Below are 15,197 nucleotides of genomic sequence, written 5' to 3'. Positions count from 1 at the left end.
GACATTCGTTCGATGAATGAGTCCGCCCTGAAGGTGTCAGTGCTTTGTGTCAGGCGTGACGGGTGCCAGCCAGAGTCCACCGAGCGGCGGAATACGCAGCTCGACTGAGAACGGGCGGCCGTTCCACGGGATCGGTTCTGCGATGATCACACCTGGGTTGGTCACGCCGGAGCCTGCGAATTCTTCGGAGTCGGTGTTGAGGATTTCAGTCCATTCGCCGCCGAAGGGCAGTCCCACTCGGTAGCCCTCATGCGGGTTACCAGCGAAGTTTGCTGCGCAGACGACGACCGGCTGTTCGGTGCCTTCGCGCTTGCCCTTACGCAGGTAGGTGATGAGGTTGTGATCCCCGTCGGATGCATCGATCCACTCGAAGCCCGTGTAGTCGTCATCCCAGAAAGCAGGATTTTGGGCGTACAGGTGGTTGAGTCGGGAGACCAGCGCTTGAACGCCAGCGTGGCCTTCGAAGTCGGTGATCCACCAGTCGAGCGAGTAGGACTCGTTCCATTCCTGGCGCTGGGCGATCTCTTGACCCATGAACAGGAGTTGCTTGCCGGGGTGCGACCACTGGTAGGCGTACAGTGCCTTGGTGCCAGCGAAACGCTGCCAGTCGTCACCGGGCATCTTCTCGACGACGGTGCCCTTGCCGTGAACAACTTCATCGTGGGAGATCGGTAGCACGTAGTTCTCAGAGAATGCGTAGACCAGCGAGAATGTGAGTTCGCCGTGGTGCCAGCGCCTGTTCACCGGGTCTTCTGCCATGTAGTGGAGGGTGTCGTTCATCCAGCCCATGTTCCACTTCATGCCAAAGCCCAGGCCACCACCACTGGTCGGTGCGGTCACGCCCGGCCATGCGGTTGATTCTTCTGCGATCATGACAATGCCAGGATGCGTGCGGTAGGCAGTCGCGTTGGCTTCCTGCAGGAATTCAATCGCTTCAAGGTTCTCGCGGCCACCGTACTGGTTTGGACGCCACTGGCCGTCCTTACGCGAGTAGTCGAGGTAGAGCATCGAGGCGACAGCGTCGACGCGCAGACCGTCAATGTGGAAGTCTTCGAGCCAGTAGAGGGCGTTCGCAACCAGGAAGTTGCGGACCTCGCGACGACCGAAGTTGAAGACGTAGGTTCCCCAGTCAGGATGCTCGCCACGCAACGGATCCGGATCCTCATACAGGGGAGTGCCGTCGAAACGAGCAAGCGCCCAGTCGTCCTTTGGGAAGTGGGCGGGAACCCAGTCGAGAATGACGCCAATTCCGGCCTTGTGGAATTCGTCGACAAGGTAGCGGAAATCGTCGGGTGTGCCGAAACGCGAGGTGGGTGCGTAGTACGAGGTCACCTGGTAGCCCCACGACCCGCCGAAGGGGTGCTCCGCCATAGGCATGAACTCAACGTGCGTGAAGCCCATTTCCTTGACGTAGGGGACAAGCTCGTCAGCCAGTCCGCGGTAGCCCAGACCCTGTTTCCACGATCCAGCATGGACCTCGTAAATCGACATCGGGCCTTCATGGACGTTGCGCTCGGCGCGGTCAGTCATCCACTTTTCGTCGGTCCACTCGTGGTAGTAGTCGGTGACGACGGAGGCTGTTGCTGGCGGTATTTCGGTGGCGCGTGCCAGGGGGTCAGCCTTCTGGAACCAGTTGCCACCGGGACCTTGGATTTCGAACTTGTAGCGTGCGCCTACCTTGACGCCGGGGACGAAGATTTCCCAGACGCCGGACGAGCCAAGAGAACGCATCGCGGTTGCGGTGCCGTCCCAGAAGTTGAAGTCGCCGACAACGCGGACAGCGCGTGCGTTCGGTGCCCACACGGCGAAGGCAACACCGTCGACGTCGCCCATGTCGCCGCTGTAGTGCTTAACGTGCGCGCCAAGAACCTTCCAGAGCTGCTCATGACGGCCTTCGGAGATGAGGTAGGTGTCCATCTCGCCGAGCGTTGGCAGGTAGTGGTAGGGGTCGTCGAGAGTCGTGATCTGATCACCGTAGGTGACGCGAACGCGATAGTCGGGGACTTCTTCACCGGGAAGGACGCCAACCCACACGCCGGCGTGTTCGTGGGTCGCGGGGTACGCTGCGGTTGCGGTGACAATGTCGACTGCATCAGCAAGGTGATGAACGGAGCGGATGGTGACTGATGAATCACCAATATGTGCGCCGAGGACAGAGTGAGGATTGTAGTGAGCGCCGTTGCCAACGGCATCGAGCGTCGCTAGATCCACGGGGATGGGGGTCAAGTCATTAGTCATGTCCACATTCTCGCACGTCATCGGCATCTTTGTGAGATGGGCGACACTAAAATTCGCCATAAGACACCGTGAGAGCCGTCCTTTCTCGATGTCAGTGTCGGTTGGTCCAAGGTTCGAGGTCAGTTGTGGGCTCAACAGAGAACACATGACCAAGACGAGTAACGGGGGAAAGGTCAACCCAGCCTTCGGATCCCCAGGTGTAGGTGGTGCCGTCAAGCTCGTCGACAACGCGGAAATGACCACCGGCGGTTTGAATTCCCAGGTCGTTCAGATCAATGTGCACGGTGCCTGACACACCTTCATGAGGATTGAGCGACACGATGCAGATCACCGTGTCCGTGTTCCCGGACTCGGTGAATACTCCGGAAACCTGCTTGGAGAAACAAATGATCTCTGGGTGAGAGGTTGGGTGAATCCGAAGCTGGTGAAGCTGACGCAGGGCAGGGTGCTTCGCGCGAGCAGCATTCAACAGGGTGAACAAGCGCGTAATGCCAAGAGGCTCAGCATCTTCCCAGTTACGCGGGCGGAACTCATACTTCTCGTTATCGTTCTGCTCTTCAAAGCCGGGACGCTGAACATTCTCAACGAACTCGTAGCCCGAGTAAATCCCCCAGTTCGGAGCGCCAAGAGCAGCGAGCATTGCACGAATCGCAAAGATCGCGGTACCGCCCGTCGTCATCTGCGGGGTCAAAATATCGTGAGTGGTCGGCCAGAAGCTCGGACGCATCAGGTGAGCGGTTTGCGTCGAAACCTCGGTCAGATACTCTTCGATCTCCTGCTTTTCAGTACGCCAGGCAAAGTACGTGTAGGACTGATCGAATCCGACTGCGCCCAAGGTGCGCATCATCGCGGGGCGAGTAAATGCCTCAGCGAGGAAAACAATCTCCGGGTGCGTATCGTGAACGTCAGCGATGATTTCCTGCCAGAAACGCACCGGCTTCGTGTGCGGGTTATCAACGCGGAAGATCGTCACGCCGTGCTCAATCCACACTTCGAGGACATCACGAATGGCCTCGTAGATGCCGTCATAGTCGTTGTCGAAGTTCAGCGGATAGATGTCCTGGTACTTCTTCGGCGGATTCTCCGCGAATGCAATCGAACCGTCGGCGCGGGTTGTGAACCATTCGGGGTGTTCGGTGACCCACGGGTGATCGGGGGAGCACTGCAACGCGAAGTCGAGGGCGACTTCAAGTCCAAGCTCTAACGCGCGCTCAACGAAATCGTCGAAATCATTGAAATCGCCCAGCTCGGGGTGAATCGCATCGTGTCCACCATCGGGGGAACCAATGCCGTAGGGGGAACCCGGATCGCCCTCGTAGGCGACCAGTGTATTGTTCTTACCCTTACGATTTGTCGTGCCGATCGGGTGAATAGGTGTCAGATAGACGACATCGAAGCCCATTTCAGCAATGCGGTCGAGCTCGTAGGAAGCCTGCTTTAGAGTTCCCGACACCCACGATCCATCTTCGCGCTGGAACGCGCCGGCTGAACGCGGGAAGATCTCATACCAAGCACCGGTCAGGGCGCGCTCACGGGCAACGGCCAGAGGGTATTCGCGTGAAGACCCAAGAAGGTCACGTACGGGGTGGGCGCGGAACACGGCGCGCACGTGTGACGACACGCCCGCGGACAGGCGTTGCTGAACCGAACGTGACGTATCGCGCAGGTGGGCTGCGGCGTCACGCAGAACCTCGGCGTCCTTGGCATCGAGGGGCTGCTGCAGGGGGTTGTTCAGGGCTTTTCCGTCGATGGCGCGTTCCATCAGGAGTGCGCCTTCTTCCAGCATCAATTCGACGTCGACACCTGCGTCAACTTTGATGGTTGCGTCGTGACGCCACGTGGCATAGGGGTCCGACCATGAATCGACGCGGAAAGACCACGTGCCGGGGCGATCGGGTTTGACCCACGCTTCGTATCGGTCAAGGCCGGGTGCGATGTCCGCCATTGGAGCGCGCATGTGCTCGACACCATCGGGGTCGAGCAAGACCGCTTCGGCCGCAAATGCGTCGTGTCCTTCGCGGAAAACCGTCGCGCGAATGGGAAGAGGCTCGTTTTCTGTTGCCTTTGCGGCCAACGTGCCGTCTTCAACGACAGGGAAAACTTCAGTGACTGGGATTCGAGGAAGAAGAATGTCGCTCACGTCACCAGCCTACGTCAGTTGGGGCGCTCGCGTGGTCAGCGCGGGGCTGCTGGTTCGTGTTTGCGTATGCGGTCAGTTTCAGATAAACCAAACCGGCCTCGTCGCCGAATTGACGAGGCCGGCCGCGTTTTTCAGACTGCGACGCCGAATATGTGGCCGACGGCGAAGGTCAGTGTCATTGCGACGCTGCCGCCAACGAGCAGACGTGCAATTGCGGGAAGGCGAGGTGCGCGACCAAGAATCGCTGAGATCCACCCAGTCAAACCGAGCGCAACAAGGACGGCGACGAATGTTGCGGGGATACGCATGCTGGGTGGGAACAACAGCATCGTGAGCAGAGGGAGGAGCGATCCAAAGAGGAAGGCAAGGAAGGAAGATCCCGCTGCCACCCACGGGTTCGTCAGATCGTCGTGGTCAATGTTGTGCTCAAGCGACAGGTGAGCATCCAGTGCGTCACTTTCGCTTAACGTCCGTGCTACCAACGTCGCGGTGTCTTTCGGCAGGCCTCGTTCTTCCCACAAGGACGCAAGGCGCTTTTCTTGACCAGCTGGATCAGCCACCAGGGCAGCCTTCTGGTCGGCGACAATCTTTCGTTCCGTGTCACGTTGGGTGGAAACGGAGACGTATTCGCCGACGGACATTGATAGGGCTGCAGAAACGATCCCGGCTACACCCGCAATAGCGATGGCCTTCGTGTTTGCCGGGTTCACAGCTGCGACGCCAACAAGAAGACCCGAAATCGACACGATTCCGTCATTGGCGCCAAGAACGCCTGCACGCAACCAGTTGAGGCGAGCAGCAAGAGACTCTTTCTTCTGGGCTACAGGCGCAACTGAAACGACGGGTGAGCCCTTGACAGAGTCGGAAAAAGTGAACGGAATAAGAGTTGTCATTCTCTCAAGCTAGGGAGAAAAAGACTGCTCCGCTAGCAAGGAAAAGCGCGCCTCTAGGACCTTTGTACTACCTAAAAGTGGGTGCCCTCAATGCTCTGAGGGCACCCATAGTTAGCCGGTCTGACCAGCGAAAATGGTGGTTCAGTAGTTCATCTTCATGGCGGTACGTACCTCGTGGAGGGTCTCGTTCGCCTGCTCATTCGCCTTTTCGTTACCAAGTTGTAACACTTGGAGCAAGTAGTCCTCGTTGTTGATCAGTTCGCTACGTTTTTCGCGCAGTGGAGCAAGCATCTCATTGAGGGCCTCGGTGACGAACATCTTGAGTGTGCCGGCACCCTTATCGCCGATCTGCTCGGCAATTGCCTCGGGAGCCTGACCGGACGCCAGGCAGCCCAGCATCAAAAGGTTCGCGACCTCAGGACGATTCGCGGGATCGTAGGTGATCGTGCGCTCAGCGTCAGTCTTCGCCTTCTTCAGGATCTTCGCCGTTTCGTCAGCGGTCATGCCAAGTTCGATCGTGTTGCCACGCGACTTGGACATCTTCATGCCGTCGGTGCCGAGCAACAGCGGGACCTCGGACAAAAGGGCCTCGGGACGACGGAAGACGGGAACCTCGGGATTGGCGCGACCATAGCGCTTATCGAAACGCTGGGCGATCAGGCGAGCCTGCTCCAAGTGTGGCAACTGATCCTGACCAACGGGAACAAGATTCGCCTTGCAGAACAGAATGTCAGCAGCCTGGTGAACTGGGTAAGTCAGCATCAGGCCAGTCATAGCGCGACCGTTGGTGGCTTCGAGTTCTGCCTTCACCGTAGGGTTTCGGTGCAACTCAGACTCGGTGACGAGAGACAGGAAGGGGAGCATCAGCTGGTTGAGCGCCGGAACGGCAGAATGATTGAAGATCGTCGAACGCTCCGGATCAATACCGGCAGCAATGTAGTCGGCAATCAGACCAAGGACGCGTTCACGAATTGGGCCAACGCCGTCGCGGTCCGTGATCACCTGATAGTCGGCAACCAGAACCCACGTTTCAACGCCACGGTTCTGCAACAGAACACGGTTACGGAGCGTACCGAAGTAATGACCGAGGTGCAGATGCCCGGTTGGTCGGTCACCGGTCAGGATACGGAAGCGAGTGGGATCTTCATCGATGGCCAGGTCGATTTCGGCTGAACGAGCCTTCGAACGAGCAAGCGATGCGTCGGATGTCGAGTGTGCAAGTGCGTCTTCACTGGAAGTCATGGGTGTGATTCTATCGAAAGACGCGCCTAACGCTATTTCGCGTCCGCCCGCAGTTAGCGTTTGGGCGGTACCGCAATATCGGAAAGCAAGACCTGCATCGAGTTCGGTCGAAGAGTCACGATGGATTCATTGGCGACCTGTCCCAGGCTCAGGCTCAATGCGAGAGGATCGGTCCCCGGTTGAACACCCTCGTCAAGGCGGATCCACGCTGTATTCACACATACGAGCCAATCGACGCCGTGGCCGGTCGGAAGGCTCACATCCTGCTCGTCCAAAGTGCCGTTCACAATGACCAGAGCGTCGCGGTCGTTCCAACGTACGCCCGAACGCAACATTTGGAACACGCGATTGTCGGAAAGAGACCAGCCTTCTGTCGGCATGGGAGCACCGGTCTTATCCAGCCACGCCACATCCGGGATTGAATCGCCGGGTACGGGTGCACCTGATTCGTAGATATCGGGGCGCAATACGGGGTGAGCGTGACGCAGGCCGATCAACCAACGAACGAAGTCCTTGTGTGCCAGTTGCTCGGGTGTCAGATTCCAGTCGAACCACGAGATCGGGGAATCCTGACAGTACGCATTGTTATTGCCCTGCTGAGTGCGACTAAATTCATCGCCGCCGAGGATCATTGGGGTGCCCGCAGAAATGAGCAGGGAGGTCAGCATGTTGCGCTGGGTCTGGTAGCGACGACGAGAGGTCGTTTCGATTGCTTCTTTTGCCTCAACCGGGTCATCTTCATCGTCGGTCATGTTCGCGATTGATGCGACCCAGCCTTCAATTCCGTGGTTCCATGAACGATTGTCGTTCGATCCGTCGCGGTTGCCTTCCAAGTTCGCCCAATTATGTTTGGTATCGAACGCCGTTAGGTCAGCGAGGGTGAAGCCGTCGTGCGCGGTGATGAAGTTAATTGAAGCACGAGGCCCGCGTCCGATTCCGGTGCCATGATCGAAAACGGGGCGGGAACCGGCCAAACGGGTCGCTAGGTTATTCGGGCCAGACGCGCCGTGACCTTCGACTAGGGAACGAACGTCGGAGAGCCAGAAGGCGCGCAGTGCTCCGCGGTAGTGGTCATTCCACTCTGAGAAGGGGAGGGGGAAATTGCCGGTCTGCCAGCCTCCGGGGCCGATATCCCAGGGTTCAGCAATGAGCTTTGCCGTTGACAGTGTTCGGTCGGTTGCCATTGCCATCAGCAACGGGTGCTTCGGGTCGAATCCTGTGGCGAAGCGTCCAAGGGTTGCGGCCAAGTCGAAGCGGAAACCGTCGACGCCCATTGTGTCTGCCCAGTAGCGCAGGGAATCGAGGATCATCGACATTGTCTTGGGATTGTCGACGTTCATGGTATTTCCGGTGCCCGTGTCGTCAGTACAGGCGACGGGAACCGTGTTCGTGTGGCGGTAATACAGGTCAGAATCGAGTCCACGCCACGAGAGTGACGGGCCGGCGTTGCCACCTTCACACGTGTGGTTGTAGACGACGTCAAGGATGACTTCGATCCCTGCCTCGTGCAGGATCGACACCATTCCGCGGAACTCGTCGACGACCGCTTGGGCGCCACGGTCTTGCGCTGAATGAGTTGCGTAAGAAGGCTCGGGAGTGAAGAAGTTCAGGGTCGAATACCCCCAGTAATTAGTCAGACCACGTTCCGATAGGAACGGTTCCTCACACTTCGCGTGAACGGGGAGAAGTTCAATGGAAGTGATTCCCAGGTTCTTCAGGTAATCCACTGACGCAGGATGTGCCAAGCCCGCGTATGTTCCCTGTAATTCGCCAGGAATACCCGGCATGTTCTTCGTAAAGCCCTTGACATGGACCTCGTACACAATCGTCTTTTCCCACGGGACGCGTGGCTTTGGTGCCACGGGGAAGCGGGAATCAACGACAACGGAGCAGGGGACATGCCCACGCGAATCAAGAGGAGAACGCGCAAACGGATAAGAAGTTGGATATAGGTTCTCGTCAACGATATGCCCGTAGACTGCGGCACTCATGTCAACGCTTCCCTCGAGGCCTCGTCCGTAGGGATCCAACAGGAACTTCGCCGGATTATAGAAGAAGCCACGATCGGGATCCCACGGGCCATCAGCGCGGAAACCGTAACGCGTGCCCACACCCAAGCCATTGATATGACCGTGCCAAATGCCCTCGTTGCTAGGAATCAGCGCATACCGCGTTTCAGAGTCGTCTAAGTCCAGAACACAGAAATCAACGTGCGTCGCCAGGCGTGCCACGACGGAAACGTCAAGACCACCGTTTGCAACGTGGACACCGAAGCGAGGAGGAACAGGGTTCGGCTGAGTAACATTCACGAGCGCCACCGAGTGATCGTGCGAATGGTCGTGGCCCATGATGTCCTCTCTCTAGCCAGAACGTGCTTGAACGCTAACGGTTCAAGAAACTGTTGATGGGAACTGCCTCTTCTTGTCAACGTATCGCGCACATACTCAAAAAGTGTGCGCTACCACCCGCACTATTATTGCAAGACGGCAAGGTTTCTGACGCAACGTAGTCAAAGCGTGTGGGAAAACCCATCTCACACCCCTTGCTCTTCGGGCTTACTCGCCCTTTGTGGCACGCTAGAAGCTATGAGAATTGTCGTATGCGTGAAACACGTTCCAGACATGCAGTCGGAACGCCGATTCGAAGATGGTCGCATTGTTCGTGGCGAAGATGACATCCTCAACGAACTGGATGAAAATGCCATTGAAGCAGCCGTTCAACTGGTCGAAGATAACGGCGGTGAAGTCATCGCCCTGACCATGGGGCCCGAGGACGCTGAAGACGCCCTGATGCGCGCCCTCCAGATGGGGGCCGACCGCGGTGTTCTTATCAGCGACGAGGCACTGGCTGGAGCTGATGCCGGTCTGACCGCGCTCGCATTGGCTGGAGCCATTCAGACGCTCGTCGACGAAAAACCCATTGACCTTGTTATTACGGGTATGGCATCGCTCGACTCGATGACCTCAATGCTTCCCGCGGCGCTTGCGACCTGCTTACACTTCCCGTTGCTCGGTCTGGCCCACGAAATCTCCGTCGATACCGGCGCCTCGAGCATTGAAATCAAGCGCAACGCCGACGGGTACGAGGATGTCCTTTCCGCACCCATGCCGGCAGTTGTCTCGGTCACCGACCAGATCAACGAACCCCGCTATCCGGCATTCGCGGCCATGAAGGCCGCGCGCAAGAAGCCAATGGACACCTGGGAACTGGCCGACATCGAAGAAAGCGTTGCAGGCTCAGCTATCGCCCAGCGTGGCCAGGTTACCGAGGTCCTCGAATCCAACGAGATCACCCGCGACAACGCCGGAACGATCATCCCTGACTCCGGTGATGCAGGCCTCCGACTGGCCCAGTACCTCCTCGAAGTGGTGAAGTGACATGGCAACTCTTTCTCAACCAATACTCGTCCTTGCTGACCACCAGGGCAGTGACACCGACGGCTGGCACCTGACCCCAGCATCGGCGCAGATCATTTCTCTCGCGTCCACGTTGAGTGACGCTGGAGTTGTCGCACTTTCCCTGACCACGAACCCGGATATGACCACGCTGGGCACCCTCGGCGTGGAAAAAGTCCTCGTCCCCGGTATTGACCACTCCGGCGCACGCGTCAGCGCAGTCGTCGCAGACGCCGTCGCATCCGCAGTCACGACACAGGATTTCGGAGCCCTCTTCGTTGTCTCGACCTACCGAGGCCGTGAAGTCGCCTCCCGTATCGCCACCCTGACCAACTCCGGAGTTGTCTGCGACGCCATCGGCGTTGAGGTCGACGACGACTCCCTGGTTGTCACGACCACCGCGCTCGCGGGCTCGTGGTCGAATCGCCTGAAGGTCTCGGGTTCGCTTCCGGTTGTGGCGCTTCGACCCGGATCCTTTGATGTCCTCGAGTTCGCGCCGGTCACTCCGGTCGCCGAATCCATCGACGTTGAGCTCAGCGATGAGGCCCGTGCGGTGACGGTCGTCTGCTCGTCTGCACTGGAGTCAACGGGCGTTTCGCTGACCGATGCTTCCACCGTTGTTGTCGCCGGTCGCGGAACAAACGGCGATATGAACATTGTCAATGAATTGGCAGATGAACTCGGCGCGGCAGTCGGCGCTACTCGCGTTGTCTGCGATGAAGGCTGGGCACCGCGTACCATGCAGATCGGCCAGACCGGTCTGTCAGTGTCACCGAATCTCTACATTGGTCTAGGTGTTTCCGGAGCTATCCATCACACGGTTGGTATGCAGTCCAGCGCCCACATCGTCGCTGTCTGCGATGACCCTGATGCTCCGATCTTTGAGATCGCAGATTTCGGCGTTGTTGGCGACATGTTCGAGGTTATTCCTGCTGCACTGGAAGAAATCAAGAAGGCGCGCGACGCCGAGTGACGCACTACCTGGATCACGCTGCAACAACCCCGATCCGTCCTTCAGCGTTGGAGGCATGGGTCGAGGCTCAGCGTGAGCTCAGCGCCCATCCCGGGAACCCGGCCTCGTTGCACGGTGGCGGTAGACGCGCAAAGAGGATGTTGGAGGACGCCCGCGAACGTGTCGCTATTGCCTTGGGCTGCGAGAAGCCCGAAGTGATCTTTACGTCGGGTGCCACCGAATCAGATGCCATCGGCGTACACGGGGGAGCGCTCGCTGGGCGGGCATTGAACGCTGATCGGAACACGGTTCTTCTGTCCCCGGTGGAGCACGATGCTGTAGGAAATCAGCGCGAGTATTTAGAATCGCGCGGGTTTGCTGTTGAGCTTTTCCCTGTGGCGTCCAACGGCGTGTGCGTTATCAATACTGACGCGTTGGCGCAGGTGAAAGACCAGTGTTCTCTTGCTTCGCTCACCCTGGTCAGCTCAGAAATCGGGACAATTCAGCCGGTATCGCAGATGGTCGAGGCACTTGATGGTCGCTCCATGCCGATCGCTCAGCGTCCACTGACCCACACCGATGCCGCGCAGGCAATGTCTCTGATGGACGTGTCCTATGCGGAACTCGGCGTTGACTTGATGACCGTGGGTGGCCACAAGATTGGTGCGCCGGCAGGGACTGGCGTGCTGGTTGCTCGCCGTGGACTGAAGATCCCCACCGATCGTCCCGGTGGAGGACACGAGCGTGGCATTCGTTCAGGAACCCCCGACGTTGCCGGCGCGTGTGCGTTCGCGCTAGCGCTTGAAGAAACGGTTGCTCAGCGCCAAGAGTGGCAGGTCCGCGCGGCGCTTCTGCGTGATCGTTTGGCCCGCGCTCTGCCGGACTATGCGCGACTCACTGTCTCTCCGGATGACGCGTTGGCCTCGATCATTCATCTGTCGATTCCGACGTCGCACCCTGAAGCGGTACTGATGGCGATGGACATGGCAGATGTCCACGTCTCTGCTGGTTCTGCGTGCCACGCGGGGGTGACGCGCCCGTCCGACGTCGTCCTGGCCCTGGGAGCCACCGAAGCTGAAGCGCTGGGAGTCCTGCGCATTTCCACCGGACATGACACGACCGAAGCGGATATTGATGCATTCGTGGATGCTCTTGAACGCGCCGTCCTTGCAGGGCAGGCGTTAGACTCTCACGATCGAGACCGCATGCACGGTCGAACCCACTGAAAGGACAATTGAATGCGTGTTCTTGCCGCACTTTCCGGAGGCGTGGATTCGGCTGTCGCTGCAGCGAAAGCGGTCGAGGCCGGCCATGATGTTGTCGGCGTCCACATGGCTTTGTCAAGTCAACCGCAGGAATGCCGTATCGGCTCGCGAGGGTGTTGCTCCGTTGAAGACGCTGGCGATGCTGCGCGAGCAGCCGAAATCATGGGGATCCCGTTCTACGTGTGGGACCTCGCCCAAGAATTTGAAGAAACCGTCATCGAAGACTTCGTTGAACAGTACAAGCTGGGGCATACGCCGAACCCGTGTGTGCGTTGCAACGAGTTCGTGAAATTCCGTGAACTTGCAACGCGCGCGAAGGCACTGGGTTTCGATGCTGTCTGCACCGGCCACTACGCTGCAATCGTTGATGGTCCATCCGGCCCGGAATTGCACCGTGGCGCAGATTCTCTGAAAGACCAGTCGTATGTTCTGGCAATCATGGGGCGTGATGAACTGTCACGCGTTCTACTGCCCCTTGGTGATGCCCCCACCAAGGCGTGGGTGCGTTCCGAAGCGCAGCGTCTTGGCCTGGGTGTGTTCAACAAGCCGGATTCCTACGACATTTGCTTCATTCCCGACGGAGATACGCAGGGCTTCTTGCGCACTCGATTGGGTAGCGATGAAGGTGAGATCGTGAGCCCCGACGGCGAGGTCCTCGGCACCCACCAGGGCTACTGGAACTTCACGGTTGGTCAGCGACGAGGTCTGCATATTGATCGTCCCGCCGAAGATGGCAAGCCTCGCTATGTTCTGGAAACTCGTCCGGAATCGAACCAGGTCGTCGTTGGAGCATCGACTCTGCTCAGCGTGGATCGAATTGAATGCGAGGACGTCGTCTGGTTAGCTCCCGATGATCTGGGGGCCTCAACGGATGACCTGTTCGTTCAGGTTCGCGCCCACGGTACGCCCGTCCCCGTTTCCCTAGTCGAGCACGACTCCGAAGACGAGGCGCGTGAAGGAGCAGAACGCCGGTTGGTCGTGTCCCTTTCCGAATCGATCCATGGCGTTGCTGCCGGCCAGTCGCTGGTCATGTACCGTGACACCCGTGTCTTGGGGGAAGCAACGATCATGCGGGCAAGCCGAGCCTCGTCGTTCGTAGCCTGATGTTTTCTTACGAGGTCCACGGATAAGCTCAGTTCGCCGGGATTGTCACTGACCTTGTACACTAAACGAGCACTGTGTGTGGGCATAGGTTCCATGCGGAACCTCGTCGCCTTCGGAAACAGGTTCGCGCGCGAGTGGCGGAATTGGCAGACGCGCTGGATTTAGGTTCCAGTGTCTTTGACGTGTGGGTTCGAGTCCCATCTCGCGCACAACGGAAGGACACCAGTTGAATGCTGGTGTCCTTTCTTTCGTCGAATAGGCCGAATACAGTTTTGCCTCCAAGAGGAAAGTCTCGGAGGCAAAACCATGAATCGTAGGGATCAGGCGATGAGTGGCAGGCGAGTACGCACGAACACGGTCAGCCCAATGAGCACTGCGAGCACAATCCCCAGGCCGATGAGGCCTGAACCAGTGAGGGAGAACGTGATGTAGCCAAGCAACGCAGCTCCCGCACCGGCAAGCGCATAGGGAAGCTGAGTGTTGACATGCGTGATGTGGTTACAGCCAGCGCCGGTCGACGACAGAATCGTCGTATCGGAGATCGGGGAGCAGTGGTCGCCCCAGACGGCTCCAGCAAGAACAGCGCCGAACGCGGGAATCAGCAGGTCGGAACCGTTGGGAACAGCTGCCATGACTTCGCCGGCAATCGGGAGCAGGATTCCGAAGGAACCCCACGATGTGCCCGTCGCGAACGCCATAGCGCCTGCGATGACAAACATCAGTGGCACCAGCCACTGGGCAGGCAGGCTTGAGGATTCAACCAGCGCGCCAAGGTAGGCGCCGGTACCGAGCTCAGAAATGAGCGAGCCCAGCATCCATGCGAACAGCAGGATCTCGATAGCCGGAAGCATTGAACGAGCGCCCTCGACGACACCCTTGCCGGCAGTCTTCAGCTCGAAAGCAGGATCCTTGTGCGTGTAGTGGAAGTAGTAGTACGCCGCGGAGATCAGGCCAAGAACACCACCGACATTCAACGATACGGCGACGTCGGTGTTTGCCAAGATATCCAGGGCATTCCACGACTCAGAAGCAGAGTGGCCGGTCCACGCAATGCCAGCAAGAACACCCAGGATCAGGATGACGAAGGGGACAATCAGTGCGCGCATGGCGCCAGGTTCGTGACGTGGTAGGTTGTCGGTCAACTGGCCGGGAATCTGCTCTCCCGGATCGTAGACGTGACCGCGCTCGACCGCGCGACGTTCTTCACGTCGCATCGAGCCGAAGTCGACTTCGAAGATGACGGTCAGCCACAACAGGACGACTGCGCCGATGGCGTAATAGTTCATGCCCGCGCTACGCAGGAATGCGCCCGCGTCGGTCACCTGAATTGAGGTTGCTGCAACGATCGGTGCCATGATGCCGATGATCGAGGCGCCCCACGAAGAAAACGGTGCAAGAACAGCAACCGGTGCCGACGATGAGTCGATGAGGTAGGCGAGCTTCGCGCGAGACACCTTGTGGCGGTCGCTAACGGGGCGCGCCACCTGGCCGACGGCAAGCGCGTTGAAATAGTCATCAATGAAAATCGCGGTACCGAGTGCGGCGGCGAGAATCTGGGCGCCTCGCCGACCTTTGATCTTCGTCATCGTCCATTCTGCAAACGCTGCGGTGCCACCAGCCATCAGGACAAGCGAGGTGATGATGCCCAACGTGATAAGGAACAAGAGAATCAGCACATAATAGGCGTTGATTGCGCCTTCGGTCCAGAAAATCTGAGAGAAAGCACCCCAGATTTTGACGACTGTTGCGACGATCCCGCCGTTTTCGATAAGGAATGCAGCGGAGATAGCGCCGGCTGCGAGCGACATGATGACCTTCTTGGTCGTGATGACAAGAGCAATCGCAAGAATCGGTGGGATGAGTGTGAGAACGGGGTATGCCTCGGTCACGGGGGTCTCCTCAATACAGTTGGGATGAATTCAGGCTAGGCAAGGCGCACGAGGCCGCGCCCTCGGTGTTCTTACTCTG

At 58.5% G+C, this 15,197-nt stretch carries 10 protein-coding genes and 1 tRNA gene; 5 read left to right on the top strand and 6 right to left on the bottom strand.

The window, feature by feature from the left end; all coding sequences use genetic code 11:
• Positions 1-36: 36 nt before the first annotated feature.
• The 5 genes from glgB to glgX all read right to left on the bottom strand — a co-directional run bounded on the left by glgB (position 37) and on the right by glgX (position 8,861).
• A complete protein-coding gene (glgB, locus tag HMPREF9241_RS05295) occupies positions 37-2,238 on the bottom strand; it encodes a 1,4-alpha-glucan branching protein GlgB (protein WP_040318627.1) in 2,202 nt (733 codons plus the stop codon).
• A gap of 91 nt (positions 2,239-2,329) precedes the next feature.
• Positions 2,330-4,378, bottom strand: coding sequence for an alpha-1,4-glucan--maltose-1-phosphate maltosyltransferase (locus HMPREF9241_RS05290; RefSeq protein WP_006681249.1), 2,049 nt, complete (start codon positions 4,376-4,378; stop codon positions 2,330-2,332).
• A gap of 131 nt (positions 4,379-4,509) precedes the next feature.
• A complete protein-coding gene (locus HMPREF9241_RS05285; RefSeq protein WP_006681248.1) occupies positions 4,510-5,271 on the bottom strand; it encodes a VIT1/CCC1 transporter family protein in 762 nt (253 codons plus the stop codon).
• Between the two features lie 141 nt (positions 5,272-5,412).
• The gene (trpS, locus tag HMPREF9241_RS05280; RefSeq protein ID WP_006681247.1) at positions 5,413-6,513 is read right to left on the bottom strand and encodes a tryptophan--tRNA ligase; all 1,101 of its coding nucleotides are present in this window, start codon (positions 6,511-6,513) and stop codon (positions 5,413-5,415) included.
• Positions 6,514-6,566: 53 nt separating this feature from the next.
• Positions 6,567-8,861: a glycogen debranching protein GlgX gene (gene glgX, locus HMPREF9241_RS05275; protein WP_006681246.1), complete on the bottom strand. Its 2,295-nt coding sequence runs from the start codon at positions 8,859-8,861 to the stop codon at positions 6,567-6,569.
• A 237-nt stretch (positions 8,862-9,098) separates the two neighbouring features.
• Between glgX and HMPREF9241_RS05270 the strand changes: the two genes are divergently transcribed.
• From HMPREF9241_RS05270 to HMPREF9241_RS05250, 5 genes are all read left to right on the top strand, one after another.
• A complete protein-coding gene (locus HMPREF9241_RS05270; RefSeq protein ID WP_006681245.1) occupies positions 9,099-9,890 on the top strand; it encodes an electron transfer flavoprotein subunit beta/FixA family protein in 792 nt (263 codons plus the stop codon).
• A 1-nt stretch (position 9,891) separates the two neighbouring features.
• Positions 9,892-10,881, top strand: coding sequence for an electron transfer flavoprotein subunit alpha/FixB family protein (locus HMPREF9241_RS05265; RefSeq protein ID WP_006681244.1), 990 nt, complete (start codon positions 9,892-9,894; stop codon positions 10,879-10,881).
• Positions 10,878-12,086, top strand: a complete 1,209-nt coding sequence (locus HMPREF9241_RS05260) for a cysteine desulfurase family protein (RefSeq protein ID WP_006681243.1) — start codon at positions 10,878-10,880, stop codon at positions 12,084-12,086. The genes HMPREF9241_RS05265 and HMPREF9241_RS05260 overlap by 4 nt, the downstream gene beginning before the upstream one ends.
• Before the next feature lie 12 nt (positions 12,087-12,098).
• Positions 12,099-13,229: a tRNA 2-thiouridine(34) synthase MnmA gene (gene mnmA / locus HMPREF9241_RS05255; RefSeq protein ID WP_006681242.1), complete on the top strand. Its 1,131-nt coding sequence runs from the start codon at positions 12,099-12,101 to the stop codon at positions 13,227-13,229.
• Between the two features lie 128 nt (positions 13,230-13,357).
• Positions 13,358-13,438: transfer RNA gene (locus HMPREF9241_RS05250), tRNA-Leu, on the top strand.
• A 111-nt stretch (positions 13,439-13,549) separates the two neighbouring features.
• Here HMPREF9241_RS05250 and HMPREF9241_RS05245 read toward each other — a convergent pair.
• Entirely contained in the window at positions 13,550-15,118 is a 1,569-nt protein-coding gene (locus HMPREF9241_RS05245; protein ID WP_006681241.1) for a Na+/H+ antiporter NhaC family protein, read from the bottom strand.
• Between the last annotated feature and the right edge of the window lie 79 nt (positions 15,119-15,197).

It is taken from the genome of Schaalia turicensis ACS-279-V-Col4, from assembly GCF_000296505.1.
Lineage (GTDB): Bacteria > Actinomycetota > Actinomycetes > Actinomycetales > Actinomycetaceae > Pauljensenia > Pauljensenia turicensis_A.
This window is presented reverse-complemented; position numbering and strand designations above follow the sequence as displayed.

What these genes read in the sequence shown, in the direction of transcription:
- mnmA (WP_006681242.1), top strand. Translation starts at nt 12,099, where the DNA reads ATGCGTGTTCTTGCCGCACTTTCCGGAGGCGTGGATTCGGCTGTCGCT.
- HMPREF9241_RS05285 (WP_006681248.1), bottom strand. Translation starts at nt 5,271, where the DNA reads ATGACAACTCTTATTCCGTTCACTTTTTCCGACTCTGTCAAGGGCTCA.
- HMPREF9241_RS05270 (WP_006681245.1), top strand. Translation starts at nt 9,099, where the DNA reads ATGAGAATTGTCGTATGCGTGAAACACGTTCCAGACATGCAGTCGGAA.
- glgX (WP_006681246.1), bottom strand. Translation starts at nt 8,861, where the DNA reads ATGGGCCACGACCATTCGCACGATCACTCGGTGGCGCTCGTGAATGTT.
- glgB (WP_040318627.1), bottom strand. Translation starts at nt 2,238, where the DNA reads ATGACTAATGACTTGACCCCCATCCCCGTGGATCTAGCGACGCTCGAT.
- HMPREF9241_RS05265 (WP_006681244.1), top strand. Translation starts at nt 9,892, where the DNA reads ATGGCAACTCTTTCTCAACCAATACTCGTCCTTGCTGACCACCAGGGC.
- trpS (WP_006681247.1), bottom strand. Translation starts at nt 6,513, where the DNA reads ATGACTTCCAGTGAAGACGCACTTGCACACTCGACATCCGACGCATCG.